Here is an 18,604-nt window from a genome sequence, read left to right on the forward strand (position 1 = left end):
GTCCGAAGGCTATACGGCAGATTCCGTGAACGGGCCGGGCCACCGAACGCAAGTTGCCGATTATAGGACTGGCTTATTCAGGTTTGCGGCCCAGATACTCGTCGGTGAAATGCGCCCGGTGCGGCTCCTGCGCAAACTTCTCGGCGTTGTAGGTAGCCGAGGTGCCGCGCGGAATCGACAATGACTGCCACTGCCCCGCCCGCACCAGCTTCCCGATAAACACGATTTGCCCCACGTGGTACGGGTAGTGCGCCAGCTGCCGGTTGATGGCCTCCGTGACGGTGTGCCCCTGGTTACGGATGTATACCGGCTGGTCCCAGTTCTCGGGCGTGAGCGAGTTGAGGGCGGCCAGCAAACAGCTCCACCCCGCTTCCCAGTGCGCCAACACCTCGGCCCGCGTACTCAGGTCGTTGTCGAACTCGGCTTCGCGCTGCCGCCAGGGCTTCTCGCCGTCGGTGGTCAGGAAATCGGTCCAGCGGGAAAGCATATTGCCCCACAGATGCTTTACGATGGTAGCTACACTGTTGCTTTCGGCATTGGGCTGCCAGAACAGGGCTTCGTCGGGCAGCTGGGCAAACGTCTGGTCGCCGAGCAGCTTGTAGTATTCAAACTGCTTGCGGGCGCTGGTGAGGTAGTCGGTATCCATACGGGGAGTTCACTGATTAGCACTTAACACCATGTAGAAACGCCTGCTTGCATCTGACTTACCGTTCGCACAGCCTGCATTGTCTACCCGATAGAAAGAACGTCATTTCAAGCATGTGGCGCATCAGGCCAGTGCCGAGGAATTTCGCGGGCTAAGGCTGTCGTCGTGGTGCCCTTTACTACTCAATAGAACGGTATCACGCTTTCGCCCGGCTCCTGAATACGGCCTTCGGCTTAGGGGCGCACCTTGGCATCCGTTCTACCCACTGCGGGCTGCTTTCCGCGGTGGGCTGTATGAACCGGCTACTTCAGGTATTTGCTCAGGGGCACCACTTTGTAGAGTGGATCATTAGCAAAAATTTTGGGCAGTATGGCCGCGTGGCGCTGGCCCATAATTACCAGCACCCGTTGGCCCTGCTCGCGGGCCTGGATGGTTACAATGTTCGAATATACCTTCAGGTCGCGCTCCAGAAACAGCGAAATGTACTCGGCCCCGATGTATCGTTTGCTGACGTAAGCGGTGTCGACGTACTCCGCGGGCGGGTTGGTAAACCGACCGTTTTGTACCCGGGCGGGGTTCACAAACATCACGCGGTAGGTGAAGTCGAGCACGGCGGGGTCGTTGAGGAATACCAGGAAGTCTTTCAACGGCAGGTTACGCTCCCGAAAGCTTGCCTGGGGCTCCCGTCCCAACTCCGAGAAGTCATTTGTGGCCTTCAGAAAGCCATCGATGTTGTCGCCGTGCGTGAGGATGCGGTTGGATACGCTCTCGTAGCAGTCGACGCCGAAAATGCGCGGGTGGCCGAGGGCCTTGGCCAACTGGTGGCCGAACTGATACCGCTCGGACCGGCCGGATGGCACATCCTTGAGCTGCACCGCACCAGATTTATACAGCGCGTACAGACTATCGACACTGGCCTGGTCCTCGGGCGCGGTTTCGATCATGATCAGGTCGGGCTTGAACCTGAGCAACTGCCGGTTGATATCGGCTATTTCACGCTGCCGCGACTCGCTCAGCAAATCTCCGGTCGGCGCACTCGTGAAGTTCGACTGCCCAAAGTGCGCGCTGCCCAGCACCATAATTTCTACCTGCGGTTTGGGCTTGGCCGCAGCTACCTCTTTGGCAGCTTTTTTCAGATCCTGGGCGTGGCTGGAAACGGCCAACAGGCTCAGAACGGATAATAATAGGATTGCTTTCATCCGGGCTAAGGTAGGAGACGCAGCGGATTTCGGGCTTGCAGTGGTCTGAAGCGGAACCGGTCCGAAGCGGAAGTGTATCAGTCGAGATAAACATCGACTGATACAAGATGACACCGCCGCAAGCAACCCTTCACGCTCACTGTTTCAGGCTGAAACGGCGAGAGGCCCCGCACAATTTCATCGGCATTCATGAACTCCCGGCATCCTGACAGCAGCGGCAGCAGCGCGTACGCAGTGATGGTTTTGCCTGCGCCGTTGCAGCCGCCTAGGGGCAGAGGTTTTCATAGTTACTGTTGATAGGGTTGAGAGGATTTTAACATATCATCAGGGCTCTGCACGATTCTGCCGCTAGGGAATGCCTCCAAGAATTGACGGCTTAAGCTTTCATCCCGAAACCTCACCAGTGTAAAACTGCTATCAAAGGCTACTATTTCGATTTCAGAAGCTGCCAATTGAAACGACTCTGGCTCAGTCCATAGCTCTCTATTTCCGTCAGCGTAGGGCACTTCATCTTTTGATAGATCTGGCACACTGCCCGCTACACCGCAGAAAACACCCCACACCGCCTGCATATCTGTGTCAGCCATGGCGTCATAAAGCGTTTTACCAGATACTACCGTGTAAGAGTAATAGTGCTCCATCTGCTCTTCCCAGGCAGCAACTTTCGGGATTAAGCCCCCAAAGTGCAAGCATTGCAGATTCGAAATAACCCAAGTCAATTCCTCAACCTGCTGACGAATTGCCGGTAGCAATCGGCCCAAATCTGTTTGCCAGCGAAACTGTGGCACATCCTCCAGCAGAATCGTCATTACACCTGAATCACGCCCACGTTGTACGCCTTTTCAATGGGCGCATGGTTGGCCATGCTGATGCCTTGGGAAATGACTTTGCGGGTTTCCAGCGGGTCGATGATGGCATCCACCCAAAGGCGGGCGGCGGCGTAGTAGGGCGAGAGCTGCTCGTCGTAGCGGGCTTTGATGCGGTCCAGCAGCTCCTTCTCGGCTTCGGGCGTGATGACTTCGCCTTTGGCTTTGAGCGAGGCTACCTGAATCTGGAGGAGCGTGTTGGCGGCGGCGGCTCCGCTCATCACGGCCAGCTGGGCCGTGGGCCAGGCCACAATGAGGCGCGGGTCGTAGGCCTTGCCGCACATGGCGTAGTTGCCGGCCCCGTAGCTGTTGCCAATGACCACCGAAAACTTGGGCACCACGGAGTTGGCCATGGCATTCACCATCTTGGCGCCGTCCTTGATGATGCCGCCGTGCTCACTCTGCGAGCCTACCATGAAGCCCGACACGTCGTGCAGGAACACTAGCGGAATGCGCTTCTGGTTGCAGTTCATGATGAAGCGCGCCGCCTTGTCGGCCGAATCGGAGTAGATGACGCCGCCCATCTGCATGGCGCCCTTCTTGGTCTTCACGATTTTGCGCTGGTTGGCCACGATGCCCACGGCCCAGCCATCGATGCGGGCGAGGCCGCAGAGTAGCGTCTGACCGTAGAGGTCCTTGTAGGGCTCGAACTCCGAGTTATCGACCAGCCGGTTGATGATGTCCATCATGTCGTAGGGCTTGGCGCGGTCGGCGGGCAACAGGCCCAGGATTTCGGCCGGGTTTTCCTTGGGCGCGGTGGGCGTTTTGCGCGAGAAGCCGGCCGTGGCCTGGCCGCCCAGCTTATCGAAGATGTTGCGGATGTGCTCCAGGCACTCCTCGTCGGTGGCAAACTTGTAGTCCGTGACGCCCGAAATTTCGGAGTGCGTGGTAGCGCCGCCCAGCGTCTCGTTGTCGATGGATTCGCCGATGGCTGACTTCACCAGGTAGGAGCCCGCCAGGAACACCGAGCCGGTGCCGTCCACAATCATGGCCTCGTCGCTCATAATCGGCAGGTAGGCCCCGCCGGCCACGCACGGGCCCATGATGGCGGCCAGCTGCACAATGCCCATGCTGCTCATCACGGCATTGTTGCGGAAGATTCGGCCGAAGTGCTCCTTATCGGGGAAAATTTCGTCCTGCATCGGCAGGTACACGCCCGCCGAATCCACCAGATAAATGATGGGCAGCTTGTTTTCGATGCTGATTTCCTGGGCCCGCAGGTTTTTTTTGGCCGTAATTGGGAACCAGGCGCCGGCCTTCACGGTGGCGTCGTTGGCTACTACCACGCACTGCCGGCCCTGCACCCAGCCAATGACTACTACTACGCCGCCACCGGGGCAGCCGCCTTCCTCCTGGTACATACCCTCCCCCGCAAACGCCCCGATTTCCACGGTTTCCGAGTCCTTGTCGAGCAGGTACTCGATTCGCTCCCGGGCCGTGAGCTTGCCTTTGGCCTTGTGCGCGGCAATGCGCTTCTCGCCGCCGCCGAGGGCCACTTTCTCCAGCCGCTTTTTCAGCTGAAAGTTGAGTTGCTTGATGCTGTCTTCGTTTTTGTTGAATTCGAGGTTCATTGGGGGTGGGTGGGAATGGGTGGGAGCGGTGAAATAGTGAGATGGTGAAATGGTGAGTTTGCCGTTTCGGCAGCGTATGCCGGGCCATTCGCGCCGCGTAAGCCATCAGGACGCCAAACTCACCATTTCACACCTTCACAAATTCACCATTGGGTAGAAGCAAAAAATCCGCCCCTCACGGGGCGGATTCAAAGGTAAGAGGATTGCCGTTTGTGGCCGATACCTACTTGATGGTCGTTTTGGTTTCGGTTTCCGTTGTGGTGCCGTTGGGCTTCACGGTCGTGGTTTCTACCTCTTTCTTGGCTTTGTCCTTGCCGCCACCGAATACCGAGAAGTGCACGTAGCGCTTGGGGTTGGCCTGGAAGTCGGTGAGCAGCGTGTTAGTGCTGGCAGCCGTGGCGTTGAGGTTGTTATAGAGCGTAGTGTCGTTCATCAGCTTGCCCAACGAGCCTTTTTGGTCCGACAGGGAGCGGTTGAGCGTGGTCATGGTGCCTTGTGCCTCCGTCATGGTAGCGTTGAGCTTACGCATGGCTGGGCCGACGGGGGCATTCTTCAACGAGTCGCTGAGGGTGGAAAAGTTGGTGGCAATCCGGTCGAACTTGGCGCTGGTTTTATTCAGCTCCGAAGTCAGGCGGGCCATGTTGGTGGTAATCTGGTTGATGTTGCGCTGGTTCATCAGCAGCAGGTTTTTCAGGGCCTCGGTGCTGCCCTGGGCGTTGAGCAGCGTGGCCTGAAGGCTCACGCGGGCGTCCTTGTTCAGAAAACCATTCACCTTAATCAGCGTGGAGTCCACGGTACCGAGCACCGGCAGGGCCTTGGCCTGGAAGGCATCGGTGATGCTGGCCACAGTGTAGGATTTCAGCTCCTGGCCGCCGTCGTACACCTTGCTGTCCTTACCCAGAAACAGGGTAATGGTTTTGGAGCCAAGCAGCGAGCCGCTGAGCGAGGCCACCGTGGAGTCGCCTACGGTTACGCCCTTCTGCAGCTCCACGGCCACTTTTACTCGGTTGCCTTCTTCGGGCACCAGCGTCATTTCCTTTACCTGGCCTACTTTAATTCCGTTCAGAATGACGGGATTGCCTACGTTCAGGCCGTCCACATTATCGTACTTGGCATAGTACGTGCGGTCCGACGACAGGATATTGCTCCCCTTCAGGAACTGAAAACCTACAATAAGCAGGGCAACAGCGACGATGCCCAGCAGGGCCACTTTAATTTCTTTCGACACGGGGGTCAGTGGTTGGTTGGAGGGAGAGTCAGGAAGACAGAAGACCGGATTGCGCCTCTGACGAGATTATTCACCCGAGGTTGCTTCCAGCTCATTCTTGTAGTCGCGGAACGCTCGGTAAATACCTGAGGCCATATACGACTGATTAGCCTTATCGTTCAGATACAGTTCCTCCTGCCGGTTGGTCAGGAAGCCCGACTCGATGAGCACGGCCGGCATCGTGGATTTCCAGAGCACCAGAAAACCCGCCTGCTTTACCCCGCGCGAGGGGCGGTTAACAGTGGTACGCAGCTGCCGATCCACCTTCTGGGCAAATCGGATGCTGTTCACCATGTGGGCACTTTGGTAGAGCGAAAACAGGATATGGCTCTGGGGAGAAGTGGGGTCGAAGCCGTTGTAGCGCTCCTGATAGTTGTCTTCCTGCAGAATTACGGCGTTTTCACGCTTGGCCACCGAGAGGTTGGCGTCGGTTTTGTGCGGCCCCATCGTCCAGACTTCGGTGCCGTTGGCAGCCGGCGCACTGGCGTTGCAATGCACCGAGATGAATAGGTCGGCGTTGTTTTTATTGGCGATGCCCGCCCGGTCGGCCAGCTCCACAAACACGTCGGTTTTGCGGGTGTATACAACCTTTACGTCGGGCATGGACTCCTCAATCTGATGCCCCAGCGCCAGAATAATTTTCAGGGCCACATCGGCCTCGCGGGCCTTCACGCCCGCGCACCCACGGTCCTTGCCGCCGTGGCCCGCATCGAGCACAACCGTACGCAGCCGATACCGCGCAGGCGGCTGGGCTGTAGGGGCCGAAGCCCGGGGAACTGAAAAGCCGGCGAACAGTAACAGGGCCGCCGTGCCCAGAGCGACAATATTCCGCACGGTGTTCGTTAGTTGGGGCAGCGACCCGCTACCTTTGCAAACCGCCACAAAATAAACGATAAAAACTACGTGGCCTCATCCGCGCCTGTGTTCCATCCTGTATTGCGTGCGTTCCGGCCGCTGCGGCGGCTTTCCGGCCTGCTCATTTTATTTTTGAGCCTAGGTCAGCTCATGCCCGCCCACGCCCAGCAGCGCCCCCGCACCACCAACGCACCGGCCGATGTGCGGCCCGCGCCTAAGGTGCTCAACCCACCCGCTCCCGTCGCGCCGGTGCGCGACACAACGGGCTTGGTTTCCGGCTCGCCCGACTCGCTGCGCGTGGCAGCCGGGGGCCGCAAAGGCGCGGTGGAAACCACCGTAAAGTACAAGGCCCAGGATTCCATCCGCTTCGAGGTGCAGAACAAGCGCGCCATTCTCTACGACAAGGCCGACGTGGAGTACGGCGAAATGAACCTGAAAGCCGCCCTCATCACGGTGGACTACAGCAAAAACCTGGTAACGGCCGAAGGAGCCGCCGACTCAACCGGCCGCATGCGCGACCGGCCGGTGTTCAAGCAGGGAGCCGAAAACTACCAGGCCGGCCGCATCGACTATAACCTCAAGAGCAAGCGGGGCCGCATTACCGATGTGGTGACCCAGCAAGGCGAAGGCTACATCCACGCCGAAACCATCAAGAAGAACAGCTATAACGAGCTATTCGGGGTGCACGGCCGCTACACCACCTGCAACCTGGAGCACCCGCACTTCTTCATCAACGCCTCCAAGATGAAGGTGATACCGGGCCAGAGCGTGGTAACCGGCCCGTTTAATTTGGTTATCGGGGATATTCCTACGCCGCTGGGCTTTCTGTTCGGGTATTTTCCGAGTCCCAAATCCAACAAGCGGGCCTCGGGCCTGATTATTCCCACCTTCGGGCAGGCCGCCGACCGGGGGTTTTTCCTGCGTAACGGCGGCTACTACTGGGCCGCAAACGACCACATTGGGGTGCGCCTCACGGGTGATATTTACAGCGGCAACGCCGAAGATTTTGGGGGCTGGCGGGGCACGGCAGAAATGCAGTACATCACCCGCTACCGCTATCAGGGCCTGTTCACGTTCAACTACAGCTCCCAGCCCACCGAGCGGCTGCTGGGTACCACCGACGCCAATACCAACCCCGCTTTCAATATTCCGCGCTCCTCCCAAACGTTTGCGCTCATGTGGACGCACACGCCGGTGCCGCGCCCTAACGGCGGCCGGTTCTCGGCCAATGTGAACGTGAGCAGCAACAACTACTTCCGGCAGAACTCCTACAACGTCCGCAACTACCTTACGTCGGCGTTCCAGTCAAACATCAGCTACTCCAAGCAGCTGCGCAACGCGCCCATCAACTACAGCGTGAACCTGAGCCAGAGCCAGAACACGCAGACCGGCACGATGGACTTCACCCTGCCCGACGTGACGGCCCAGTTGGCCCGTCAGTACGTGTATGATATTCTGGGGCTGCAGCCACGCAAGTTCTACGAGCAGCTGGCCTTCTCCTACGACCTGACTTTCCAGAACAAGCTCTCCAACTCCATTCCGGCCCGGCAAATCAACGGCGGCGCTATTCCATTGATTGGAGGAGCCAACACGGCCTTCGTTATGCCCGTGAAGCTGGATAACATCGATAAGCTGCTGCGCAACTCCCAGACCGGGATGCGCCACAACTTCGGCATTACGCTGGGCAGCTACAACTTCGCCCACATTAACATCAGCCCCAGCGTTTCCTACAACGAAATCTGGTATTTCAAGCGGTTGGACTATACCTTTAGTGAAACTGCCAAGGCTGTTCGCGTGGACACTACGGCCAGTTTCAACCGATTGTACACCGTATCGGGCGGCGTGAGCCTTAGCACCAACTTCTACGGTACCATCGTGCGGAAAGGCACCCACAAGATTCAGGCTTTGCGCCATAAGGTGACGCCCAATCTGAACTTCAATTATGCGCCCGGCACCAGCAAAAACGACCCCGCCTTCCAGTTGGTTAAGGTAGCTGGCCTGCGCGACCCTACCACTGGCCGCCTCTATGAGGAGGGCCAGACATATAGAACCAACGAAGGCTTCCTATTTCCCCGCTACAACGGCTTCCTGTTCGGGGCACCTACTACCACCGAAGTACGACAGCTCAGCTTCTCGCTGCAGAACGCCGTGGAAATGAAGGTGCGTAACTCCAACGACACCACTGGTGCTACCCCATTCAACAAAGTGAGCCTGATTGACGGGTTGGATTTCAGCACCGGCTACAGCTTCGAGAAGAATGATAGTTTTCGGCTGGCCCCATTGTCGGCCACGTTCCGGACGCAAGTTGCGCGCAAGCTCCAGATTACGATTAACGGCAACTTCGACTTCTACCAGCGCGACTCTACCGGCCTCGCCATTGATAGATTTCTCTGGCAGCAGGATAAAATTAAACTGGCCCGCCTGAGCACGGCCAACGCTTCACTGTCCTACCAGTTCAATCCCAGTCAAGGCCAGAAAAAATCCACCATCCGCCGTGACGCGGCCCCGGTGAACGACCCACAGCTGGGCTCCCCCCGCCAGCTGAACCCATATGAGGATTACGTGGATTTCAGCATTCCGTGGGAGTTGAGCACCAGCTTCACGGCCTCCTACGCCAACCAGGGCCCGCTGCCGGAACTGCCCAGCCGCCCGCGCAAATCGGCGTATACGGCCGCCACACTCAACCTCAATGGCTCGGTAAAGCTCACCGAAACGCTGCGTTTCGGGTTCAGCACCAACTACGACTTCATCAACAAGACCCCCGCCTTTACCACCCTCGATTTTACCAAAGACCTGCACTGCTGGCAGATCAACGGCAACTGGCGGCCTTTTGGCCCCACCCGCGGCTATTTTGTGACCATTGCCGCCAAATCGGCCCTGCTTCAGGACCTAAAGCTGAGCCGCAACCGCACCTTCCTGAACTACTAACGGCTGCTCCTGTGAAGCGCAGGCAAACAGTAGTCAGGAACAGCGTTACCCAGGACATTAGCGACAGGCAGGACGGATTGGAAGAAATTAGGCACTTTTGCCCCACTTCCGGCTTCTGGTGCCGGACTCTGTCTTACTTCACTTTCCTTTCCCATGTCCCAGCATAAAGAAGTCAAGCTCGTGACCACGCATCAACTGCTGGCAATGAAGCAACGCGGCGAGAAAATTTCCATGCTCACCGCCTACGACTTCTCGATGGCGCAGATCCTGGACGGCGCTGGCATCGACGTGTTGCTCGTCGGCGACTCAGCCTCCAACGTTATGGCCGGCCACGAAACCACCCTGCCCATTACCCTCGACCAGATGATTTACCATGCCCAGAGCGTGGTGCGGGCCGTGAAACGGGCCTTCGTGGTAGTGGATATGCCCTTCGGCTCCTACCAAGGAAATTCGTCGGAGGCGTTGCGTTCAGCCATCCGCATTATGAAAGAGTCGGGCGGGCACGGCATCAAGCTGGAAGGCGGTGCCGAAATCAAGGACAGTATCACCCGAATTCTGACCGCTGGTATTCCCGTGATGGGCCACTTGGGACTTACTCCCCAAAGTATTTATAAATTTGGCACCTACACCGTGCGGGCCAAGGAAGAAGCCGAGGCGCAAAAGCTAATTGAAGACGCACTGCTGCTCCAGGAAATCGGGTGTTTTGCGCTGGTGCTGGAGAAAATTCCGTCAAGCTTGGCCAAGCAGGTGGCCGAGAAGCTGGATATTCCGGTTATCGGTATCGGAGCCGGCCCCGATGTGGACGGACAGGTGCTGGTCGTGCACGATATGCTGGGTATCACAAAGGAGTTCAAACCCCGCTTCCTGCGCCGCTACGCCGAGCTGGGCGACCTAATGCATGACGCCGTGCAACGCTACATCCAGGATGTAAAAGCCAACGACTTCCCCACCCCGGACGAAGCGTACTGAGTTGAATTATGAATACTGAATTATGAATGCTGAATTAATCGGATGGACTGCTCCAGGAAATTGGATTGTGCAGTATCAACTCAACATTCAGCATTTATAATTCATAATTAACCCAAAGTGAATCGTCCGAATCTGTGGTCGGAGCGGAAGGAAATTCTGTTCGAAGACAATCATCTGCTCATCATCAACAAGCCCGCCGGCCTGCTCGTGCAGGGCGATGCCACCGGGGATGAGCCGCTTTCGGCCAAGGCCGAGGAATACCTGCGCTTCAAGTACAAGAAGCCTGGCGCGGCGTTCGTGGGCGTGGCCCACCGCCTCGACCGGCCCGTGAGCGGCGTGGTGGCTTTGGCCAAAACCAGCAAAGCCCTGAGCCGCCTCAACGAGCTGTTCCGCGACAACAAAGTGCACAAAACCTACTGGGCCCTCACCGGCAAGTGTCCCGAGCCCACCCAAGGACACCTCACGCACTGGCTGGTAAAGGACCCCATCCGTAACACCACCAAAGCCTATACCGAGCGCCACGGCCAGGGTCTGAAAGCCGACCTAGACTACCAGGTGCTGGGGCAGGCCGGCAACCGCTGGCTGGTGCAGGTGAACCCCATCACGGGCCGCCCCCACCAGATTCGGGTGCAGCTTAGCTCCGGCCTCGGCACGCCCATCGTCGGCGACGTGAAGTACGGCTTCCTGGCCCCGTTGCCCGACGTGAGTATTGCCTTGCACGCACGTCAGCTGGAGTTTCAACATCCCGTCACCAAAGAAGCCATGTGCTTCAAGGCTCCCCTGCCCGATATTGCTCACTGGGAAGCTGCGGAGGCGTACTATTAATTGAGTGAAATAAAGCAAGAGCGGTGAGCCGGAGGCATCGTCTAACGAGGTCGTCCGGCTCACCGCTCCTGTTTTACCTTGCCTGGCGAATAACATTTTGGCCTTTTGGGGAGGAAATTGCACTTGGCGCAGGCCCGGCAGTAGTTTTGTAAAACGGCTCTTGAACTTTAGTCACAGGTTTAGGCTTGTGCCCTCAAATGGGCCGTCCCCGGTTTCGACCTCTAATCATTTCTGCCCCATGGCAATACTCGTTTTCTTCGTAGCGCACTACTACCTGTCGCTCTTTACCCAGACGTTTTACCTGCACCGGTACGCGGCCCACAAGATGTTTACGATGAACAAGTTTTGGGAGAAGTTCTTCTTCCTGTTCACGTACATCTGCCAGGGTTCTTCGTTCCTGTCGCCGCGGGCGTACGCGCTGCTGCACCGCATGCACCACGCCTACTCCGATACGGAACTGGACCCCCACTCGCCCCACTTCTCTTCTAATGCCTTCAGCATGATGTGGAAAACCAAGGTGATTTATGGCGAGGTAGTAGAAAACCGTTACGAGGAAGCCAAGCGTTTTGAAGGCGACACTCCGGAATGGAAGTCGCTGGAGGCTTTCGGCGGCACGGCTTACTCCCGCATTGGCTGGGGCGCGCTGTATGTGCTGTTCTACGTGCAGTTTGCCACGGCCTGGTGGCAGTTCCTGCTGCTGCCCATCCACTTCCTGATGGGCCCCATCCACGGCGCCATTGTGAACTGGGGCGGCCACAAGTACGGCTACCAGAACTTCGATAACCACGACAAATCCAAGAACACGCTGCCCTTCGACTTTCTGGCGTTTGGTGAGCTGTTCCAGAACAACCACCATAAGCTGCCCATGCGCGTCAACTTCGGCGTAAAGAAATGGGAACTGGACCCCACCTACGCGTTCATCTGGGTGTTGGATAAAGTGGGCATCGTGAAAGTAAAACGTAAGTGGCAGGAAGCCGTCCAGATGGCCGCTTAGCCGATTTGTGAAATTGTGAAAGGTGAAGTTGTGAAATTAGGCTTCACTATTCCGCCAAAGTATAAAGCCTTTCTGCTTCGGCAGGAGGGCTTTTTCTTTGGCTGATTTTCAGGCTGCAACAGCGGCGGCCTTCTATTTCTGGAAAGCTTACTTCTCGATTCACAAATTCACCTTTCACAACTTCACCATTTCTCGTACCTTTGCACCTCATTTTCAACCAGACGCACGGGATGCGTCGCTTAACCAAACCGGTTTATGGCAGTTAAAATCCGCCTCGCCCGTCGTGGCCGCAAGAAGGCCGCACAGTTCGACATCGTTGTTGCTGACTCCCGCTCGCCCCGCGACGGCCGCTTCATCGAGAAAATCGGTACCTACAACCCCCAGACCAACCCCGCTACCATCAACTTCGATGGTGACAAGGCGTTCGACTGGATCATGAAAGGTGCCCAGCCCACCGATACCGTTCGGGCTATGCTCTCTTACCGTGGCGTGCTGTACCGCAAGCACCTGCAACTTGGCGTAATCAAAGGCGCTATTTCGCAGGATGTGGCTGATCAGCGCTTTACCGACTGGAAAGAGCAGAAAGACGCTAAAATCGAAGGCAAGCGCACTTCGCTTGGCACTGCCAAGGATGAAGCTCGTCAGCAGCGTCTGGCCGCCGAAACCAAAGTAAAAGAGGCCCGTGCTGAAGCTCAGCGCGCTAAGCAAGCTGCTCTGGAGGCTGCCAATGCTCCGGCTCCGGCCGCTGCTGCTGAAGGCGAAACCACCGAGGCAGAAGCTTCGGCCGACACCACTGAGGAAGCCGGCGCTTAATTTCAGGTCCTGAGTTGAGGAGTTCAAAAGGAAAAAGTTGCCGGCCGGCAGTATCCTGCTGCGGCCCCCAGCGTTTCGCCTTTTGAACTCCTCACTTGCATACCCACCTCCTGCTCATGACCCTCGACGACTGCTACCAACTGGGCTCCCTCGGGAAGCCGCACGGCCTCAAAGGCTTCGTGGTGGCTTTTTTCGATGTGGACGACCTCAACGACTACCGTCAGCTCAAATCGGTGCTGCTGGAAATGCCTACGGCCCCGGGTAAGCTGGTACCGTACGGCGTGGAAAAGTTTCAGCCCCAGGCCGAAAGCCGGGTGCTGCTGAAACTGCAGGGCATTGACCGGATTGAGGAGGCGGAGCCGTTGCGTAATGCCAAGCTGTGGCGTCCCCTGGCCGAGTTGCCGGCCCTGCAGGACGACCAGTTCTACTTCCATGATGTAGTAGGCTACACGGTGGTCGATCAGCAAATGGGCCCGCTGGGCCTCGTGGAAACCTTCTACGAACTGCCCCAGCAGGATGTGCTAGCCATGCGCTACCAGGGCCAGGAGGTGTTGATTCCGGTAGTAGATGAGCTGATTCTGAACGCCGACCAGGCTGCCCGGAAACTGTTCGTGAATCTGCCGGAAGGTCTGCTCGACGTGTATCTTTCGCCTTCCTCCCCAAAGCCGGAAGACGCCGACGAGGAAACCGCCGCTTAGGCTTTACCCATGCGGATCGACATCGTGACGTGTCAGCCGGAGTTACTGACCAGCCCTTTCGCCGTTTCCATTGTGAAGCGGGCGCAAGAGAAAGGACTGGCCGAAATTCATCTGCACGACCTTCGCCGGTACGCCATCAACAAGCACGGTCAGATTGATGACTACGTGTTTGGTGGGGGTGCCGGCATGGTGTTGCGCGTGGAGCCGATTGCCGCCTGCTTCGACGAGCTGCTAGCCCAGCGCGCCTACGATGCGGTCATTTATATGACGCCCGACGGCGAAACGCTACGCCAGCCTTTGGTTAACCGGTTGTCGTTGGCGGGTAATCTGCTTATCCTCTGCGGCCACTACAAGGGCGTGGATGAGCGCATCCGGCAAGCCTACATCACTCACGAAATCAGCGTAGGCGACTACGTACTGAGTGGAGGTGAGTTGGGCGCGGCCATTCTGGTGGATGCCGTAGTTCGGCTGTTACCCGGCGTGCTGGGTAACGAGGAATCAGCCCTGAGCGACTCGTTTCAGGACAACCTGCTGGCTCCGCCCGTGTACACCCGCCCGGCCGAGTGGCGGGGCCTTGCGGTACCGGACATTCTGCTTTCGGGCAACACCCCGAAAATTGACGTCTGGCGCCACGAACAAGCCCTGGCCCGCACCGAACAGCGCCGGCCGGACTTATTACAAGAGTGAAATGGCAAAGTTGTGCAAGGTGAATTTGCTGCTCTGAATACGCTAACAAGCGCAGTAAGAACACGAAACTCACAATTTCACAAACCCACAATTTCACAATTCAAAAACAGAGGGCTATATTTGCGCCTCTTTACCTGAAACCCTTCAGGGCGGCGCGGCCGTCCTTCACAGTTTTTCCAGCCATGAGCGTACTACTCGATTTTATCCAGCAGGAATCCCAGGAGCGCCGCGCCAGCTTCCCCCAGTTTGCCGCCGGTGATACCGTCATCGTCCACGTGAAAATTCGCGAGGGCAACAAGGAGCGCGTTCAGCAGTTCCAGGGCGTCGTTATCCAGCGCAAAAACACGAACTCGAACGGCGAAACCTTTACCGTTCGTAAGATTTCGAACCAGATCGGTACCGAGCGTATCTTCCCCCTCCTGTCGCCCAACATCGACAAGATCGAAGTAATCCGTCGCGGTAAAGTACGTCGTGCTCGTCTGTTCTATCTGCGTGGTCTGTCGGGCAAAGCGGCTCGTATCAAAGAAAAGCGTCGCGTAATCGTTGCTGCTGCTTAAGCACGCACCGTACCCGCCCTTTCAATACAACGGCCGGCTTCCTTCACAGGGAGCCGGCCGTTGGCGTTTACAGCCGCCGGTCCTGAGCAGCTACCAATCAGAACGCCCCGGCTCCTGCGAAAGGAACCGGGGCGTTTCGGCAGACAGGCAAAACAGAACCTGCCGTATTTATCGTGAGCTTACTTTACCTGAGCAGCGGCGGCGGTCAGGGCAGCGCCCAGTTTCTCCACGCGCTCAGCCGTGTTCGGGTTTTCGGCGAATACGGCAGCCTTGGTGGTGTTTTCGCCGAGGCGCCCCAGTAGCTGGGCTACTTTATCCTTGTCGATACTGCCGCCGTTGAAGTGGGCTTTCAGGTCCTGCAGGTCGGTTACCAACTGGTGCAGCTCGGGGTTATTGACGTCTTTCAGATCCTCAATCCAGCGCTGGAAGTGGTTATCGAGGCCGGAACGCTCGGCTTCTTCCTGCAGGTCGAGGCCCAGCAGCTTGGCCGTGCCGTCTAGGTGGTTCTGGTGTTGGGTATCGTCTTTTGGTTGCTTGTGGAAGGACATCGGTAGCAAAGATTAATCCGCCGGGTACAGCGGAGGTTGGGAATAGGCTTCCAAACGCAGGCAACGGGTAAAGGTTGTGGCGCATCTTCCCGGCCGAAGGGCTACTTTCGTGGCCGTTACCGTCGTTTTTTCTCTCCCCTATTCTTTCCGCATGAAGAAATTTCTAGTCCTGGGCCCGCTACTGGCCGGACCGCTGCTGGGCCTAGCCCAGTCAGCTACCTGGCAGCAGCAGGTCAACTATTCTATCGACGTGACGCTGGATGACCGCCAGCATACGCTCAGCGGCCGCGAGGAGCTTATCTATACCAACAACTCCCCCGATGTGCTGCCTTACCTCTGGTTTCACCTCTGGCCCAACGCATACCGCGACAACAACACGGCCTTTGCCCGGCAGCAACTGCGCAACGGCAGCCGCAAGTTTCAATTTGCCCGGCCCGAGCAGCGCGGCTTCATCGACGGACTTGATTTCCAGGTAAACGGCCAGCCGGCCCGCCTGGAGTACGACGCCAGCAGCCCCGACATGGCCAAGCTCATCCTGACCCAGCCGCTGGCTCCGGGGGCCAGCGTGACCATTACCACGCCGTTCAAGGTCAAAATCCCAGATTCGTTCTCGCGTTTCGGCCACGTCGGGCAGGGCTACCAGATTACCCAGTGGTACCCCAAGCCCGCCGTGTACGACCAGAAGGGCTGGCACCAGATGCCTTATCTGGACCAAGGTGAGTTTTACTCTGAGTTCGGAGCGTTTGACGTGCGCATTACGCTGCCCGCCAACTACGTGGTAGGTGCTACCGGCGTACTGCAAAACCCCGACGAACAGCAGCGCCTTGATCAGTTGGCCGCCACGGCCGCCATCAAAAAAACGGCCAAGGACTTCGGCAACGACTTGAGCTTTCCGGCCTCGGCCACCGAAACCAAAACCCTGCGCTACGTGCAGGACAAAGTGCACGACTTTGCCTGGTTTGCCGACAAACGCTTCAACGTGCTGAAAAGTGGCGTGACGCTGCCTTCGGGCCGGCAGGTGACCTCCTGGGTTATGTTCACCAACAAGGATGCGCAGAGGTGGATTAAAGGTCTGCAGGACGTGAATACGGCGCTTACCTACTACTCGCAATGGGTGGGCGAATACCCGTACGCCTCCGCTACGGCCGTTGATGGGGCCCTAAGTGCTGGTTCCGGCATGGAATACCCGATGGTGACCGTCACCCAGCCGTCGGCCATTGTCCACGAAGTGGGTCACAACTGGTTTTACGGCATTCTGGGTTCCAACGAGCGGGATTTTCCGTGGCTGGATGAAGGGGTGAACTCCTACGTGGAAAACCGCATTGCCGCGCAGGACAGCAGTAAAGGCCCCAGCGGCTTCTTGTTAAAGATGCCCAAACTGGCCGCGGCCGTTGGCCTCGACAACCTGCCCGCCGCCGCCCTCGACCAAGTGCAGTACGCCGCCGTTGCCTCCCGGGGCCTCGACCAGCCAGTGAGCGGACCCAACTCGGCCGAATACGGCAAGCTGAACTACGGCCTCATCGTGTACGGCAAAACGGCTGCGGCCCTGAAATACCTGGCCGGCTATCTGGGGCAGGAGAAGTTTGACGCAGCCATGCAGACCTATTACCAGCGCTGGCAGTTCCGTCACCCCTACCCGGCCGATATGGAGGCCGTATTTGAGGAAGTGAGCGGCCAGAACCTCGACTGGTTTTTCCGGGATATGCTCACGACCCAGAACCACTACGAAGCCGCCGCTTCCGATATGCTGGTGCAGGGCGACGCCGTGAAAGTGCTGGTGCGCAACGATTCGCCGGCCCCGTTTGCTGTGCCCGTCGCCACCGTTGATGCCCAGGGCCGGGTGCTGGAAACCAAGTGGACGCCCGTGTTCGGCGGTACCGAGGACGATGAGCAGGACGAAACCCAGCTCAACTTCCGGCGGCAGAACGTGGCGGCCGTGGTAGTAGACCCCGGCTACCTCACGCCCCAACTAAACCGCCACGACGACCGGCTGAAAACCACCGGCTCGTTCCGCAGTTGGGAGCCGCTGCAACTGAAGCCCCTGGCCAGTCTGGAGCGCTGGGACCGGCACTTCATCAACTGGGTTCCCGTAGTGGGCGCGAATACCTCCGATAAGTTCATGCTGGGGGCCGCGTTCTACAACAACCTGCTGGCACCGAAGCGGCTGAACTTTCTGGCCATGCCCATGTACAGCTTCAACCGCAACGAGCTGAATGGCATCGGGAGCCTGACGCTGAACGTGCTGCCCCGCACCCGCGCCCGGCAGCTGCTCACCAGCATCCAGTTCACCCGCTTCGAGCGGTTCCGCAAAACTGAGCCGAGCCTCACATTGCTCCTGCCTCACTCGGCCTTCAACCAAGCCCAGCATTTGGTGCGCGTGGCTAACACCACCGTGCGCAACCAAGATCTGGACCGCACCAGCAGCTTTCAGACGCTGGAATATGTGGTGCGCGACGGTAACGCGCTGCAAAACTGGTCGGCCAACGTGGAGTTGAACTACCTCACGGCTGATGCCGACGTGGATAATTCCAGCCGGGAAGCTGCCCTGCTGCGCGCCACGGCCACCTACGGCCGCTACTACAGCGCCAAAAAGCAGATTCGCGCCCGACTGTTCGGGGGCACGTTCCTGAAATCGAGCCCCGATTTCCAGATGGGCCTGAGCGGCAGCTTCGACTACCGCCGCCAGACCGCGTTCCTGGACCGCCAGCAGATTTCCGACACCTTCACGGCCCAGCAGCACCAGACCGATGACCGGGACGGCGCGTTCAAATCGTATCAGCCCGTGGCCAGCAACCACTGGCTAACCACCCTGGGCCTGGAAGCCGACCTGCCGGTAACGCCTCTGGCCGTCTTTGCCGACCTGGGTGCCACCCGGGAGTTTTACCAAACGGAAGGCCGGGGTCCGCACCGCTTCTACTACGATGCCGGCCTGGTACTGCCGGTAGCCAAGAATATCCTGCGTCTCTACGTGCCCCTTGCCGGTACGCAGTACGCCAACGGCCTGCCCAGCAGCCGCAAGAATTTCACCGACCAGATTCGCTTCGTGCTGCACCTGGAGGAGCTGAACCCGTTCCGAATTCTGAATCAGCAGCTGGCGCAGTAGTTCGTTCTGCTATTTGCAGGAAGCCCGGCTGGCATTTCAGATGCTGGCCGGGCTTCTTACCTTTCCGGGGATTTCACG

General features: G+C 58.1%; 16 protein-coding genes. 9 read left to right on the forward strand and 7 right to left on the reverse strand.

The features are described 5' to 3' along the window. Positions 1–73 precede the first annotated feature (73 nt). The 6 genes from HSW_RS16960 to HSW_RS16985 form a co-directional block, all read right to left on the reverse strand. Positions 74–646 carry a DUF1572 domain-containing protein gene (locus tag HSW_RS16960; RefSeq protein ID WP_044002940.1) on the reverse strand — a complete coding sequence of 191 codons (573 nt, stop codon included), beginning with the start codon at positions 644–646 and terminating at the stop codon, positions 74–76. Between the two features lie 302 nt (positions 647–948). Beyond that, positions 949–1,845, reverse strand: coding sequence for a DUF5694 domain-containing protein (locus HSW_RS16965; RefSeq protein WP_155833019.1), 897 nt, complete (start codon positions 1,843–1,845; stop codon positions 949–951). Positions 1,846–2,132: 287 nt separating this feature from the next. Further along, positions 2,133–2,654, reverse strand: a complete 522-nt coding sequence (locus tag HSW_RS16970; RefSeq protein WP_044002943.1) for a hypothetical protein — start codon at positions 2,652–2,654, stop codon at positions 2,133–2,135. Continuing rightward, a complete protein-coding gene (locus HSW_RS16975) occupies positions 2,654–4,282 on the reverse strand; it encodes an acyl-CoA carboxylase subunit beta (protein ID WP_044002944.1) in 1,629 nt (542 codons plus the stop codon). Before HSW_RS16975 ends, HSW_RS16970 begins: the two co-directional genes overlap by 1 nt. A gap of 223 nt (positions 4,283–4,505) precedes the next feature. Next, the gene (locus tag HSW_RS16980; protein WP_052346554.1) at positions 4,506–5,510 is read right to left on the reverse strand and encodes an MlaD family protein; all 1,005 of its coding nucleotides are present in this window, start codon (positions 5,508–5,510) and stop codon (positions 4,506–4,508) included. A 66-nt stretch (positions 5,511–5,576) separates the two neighbouring features. Then, positions 5,577–6,383 carry an N-acetylmuramoyl-L-alanine amidase family protein gene (locus HSW_RS16985; RefSeq protein ID WP_071883136.1) on the reverse strand — a complete coding sequence of 269 codons (807 nt, stop codon included), beginning with the start codon at positions 6,381–6,383 and terminating at the stop codon, positions 5,577–5,579. Between the two features lie 87 nt (positions 6,384–6,470). On the opposite strand from HSW_RS16985, the gene HSW_RS16990 reads away from it, so the two are divergent. The 8 genes from HSW_RS16990 to rplS all read left to right on the forward strand — a co-directional run bounded on the left by HSW_RS16990 (position 6,471) and on the right by rplS (position 14,875). Further along, entirely contained in the window at positions 6,471–9,332 is a 2,862-nt protein-coding gene (locus tag HSW_RS16990) for a putative LPS assembly protein LptD (RefSeq protein WP_155833020.1), read from the forward strand. Between the two features lie 153 nt (positions 9,333–9,485). Then, positions 9,486–10,301, forward strand: coding sequence for a 3-methyl-2-oxobutanoate hydroxymethyltransferase (gene panB / locus HSW_RS16995; RefSeq protein ID WP_044002947.1), 816 nt, complete (start codon positions 9,486–9,488; stop codon positions 10,299–10,301). A 117-nt stretch (positions 10,302–10,418) separates the two neighbouring features. Beyond that, complete coding sequence (locus tag HSW_RS17000; RefSeq protein WP_044002949.1) at positions 10,419–11,126, forward strand: RluA family pseudouridine synthase; 708 nt, start codon at positions 10,419–10,421, stop codon at positions 11,124–11,126. Between the two features lie 238 nt (positions 11,127–11,364). Further along, positions 11,365–12,120, forward strand: a complete 756-nt coding sequence (locus tag HSW_RS17005) for an acyl-CoA desaturase (RefSeq protein ID WP_044002950.1) — start codon at positions 11,365–11,367, stop codon at positions 12,118–12,120. 255 nt (positions 12,121–12,375) lie between these two features. Then, the gene (locus tag HSW_RS17010) at positions 12,376–12,933 is read left to right on the forward strand and encodes a 30S ribosomal protein S16 (RefSeq protein WP_044002952.1); all 558 of its coding nucleotides are present in this window, start codon (positions 12,376–12,378) and stop codon (positions 12,931–12,933) included. Positions 12,934–13,028: 95 nt separating this feature from the next. Continuing rightward, positions 13,029–13,631: a ribosome maturation factor RimM gene (gene rimM / locus HSW_RS17015; RefSeq protein ID WP_231501311.1), complete on the forward strand. Its 603-nt coding sequence runs from the start codon at positions 13,029–13,031 to the stop codon at positions 13,629–13,631. 9 nt (positions 13,632–13,640) lie between these two features. Further along, positions 13,641–14,318, forward strand: a complete 678-nt coding sequence (gene trmD / locus HSW_RS17020; RefSeq protein ID WP_044002954.1) for a tRNA (guanosine(37)-N1)-methyltransferase TrmD — start codon at positions 13,641–13,643, stop codon at positions 14,316–14,318. Between the two features lie 182 nt (positions 14,319–14,500). Continuing rightward, on the forward strand, positions 14,501–14,875 hold the full coding sequence (gene rplS, locus HSW_RS17025; protein WP_044002956.1) for a 50S ribosomal protein L19: 375 nt from the start codon (positions 14,501–14,503) through the stop codon (positions 14,873–14,875). 179 nt (positions 14,876–15,054) lie between these two features. Here rplS and HSW_RS17030 read toward each other — a convergent pair whose 3' ends face one another. After that, complete coding sequence (locus HSW_RS17030; RefSeq protein ID WP_044002957.1) at positions 15,055–15,423, reverse strand: hypothetical protein; 369 nt, start codon at positions 15,421–15,423, stop codon at positions 15,055–15,057. Positions 15,424–15,574: 151 nt separating this feature from the next. On the opposite strand from HSW_RS17030, the gene HSW_RS23010 reads away from it, so the two are divergent. Next, on the forward strand, positions 15,575–18,526 hold the full coding sequence (locus HSW_RS23010) for a M1 family metallopeptidase (protein ID WP_052346555.1): 2,952 nt from the start codon (positions 15,575–15,577) through the stop codon (positions 18,524–18,526). Positions 18,527–18,604 lie beyond the last annotated feature (78 nt).

The sequence above is a fragment of the Hymenobacter swuensis DY53 genome (assembly GCF_000576555.1).
GTDB lineage: Bacteria > Bacteroidota > Bacteroidia > Cytophagales > Hymenobacteraceae > Hymenobacter > Hymenobacter swuensis.

Excerpts from the sequence above, each read along its gene's own strand:
- HSW_RS17010 (WP_044002952.1), top strand. The coding sequence starts at position 12,376 with ATGGCAGTTAAAATCCGCCTCGCCCGTCGTGGCCGCAAGAAGGCCGCA.
- panB (WP_044002947.1), top strand. The coding sequence starts at position 9,486 with ATGTCCCAGCATAAAGAAGTCAAGCTCGTGACCACGCATCAACTGCTG.
- HSW_RS23010 (WP_052346555.1), top strand. The coding sequence starts at position 15,575 with ATGAAGAAATTTCTAGTCCTGGGCCCGCTACTGGCCGGACCGCTGCTG.
- HSW_RS16965 (WP_155833019.1), bottom strand. The coding sequence starts at position 1,845 with ATGAAAGCAATCCTATTATTATCCGTTCTGAGCCTGTTGGCCGTTTCC.
- HSW_RS16975 (WP_044002944.1), bottom strand. The coding sequence starts at position 4,282 with ATGAACCTCGAATTCAACAAAAACGAAGACAGCATCAAGCAACTCAAC.
- HSW_RS16960 (WP_044002940.1), bottom strand. The coding sequence starts at position 646 with ATGGATACCGACTACCTCACCAGCGCCCGCAAGCAGTTTGAATACTAC.
- HSW_RS16970 (WP_044002943.1), bottom strand. The coding sequence starts at position 2,654 with ATGACGATTCTGCTGGAGGATGTGCCACAGTTTCGCTGGCAAACAGAT.
- HSW_RS17030 (WP_044002957.1), bottom strand. The coding sequence starts at position 15,423 with ATGTCCTTCCACAAGCAACCAAAAGACGATACCCAACACCAGAACCAC.
- HSW_RS17005 (WP_044002950.1), top strand. The coding sequence starts at position 11,365 with ATGGCAATACTCGTTTTCTTCGTAGCGCACTACTACCTGTCGCTCTTT.
- trmD (WP_044002954.1), top strand. The coding sequence starts at position 13,641 with ATGCGGATCGACATCGTGACGTGTCAGCCGGAGTTACTGACCAGCCCT.
- rplS (WP_044002956.1), top strand. The coding sequence starts at position 14,501 with ATGAGCGTACTACTCGATTTTATCCAGCAGGAATCCCAGGAGCGCCGC.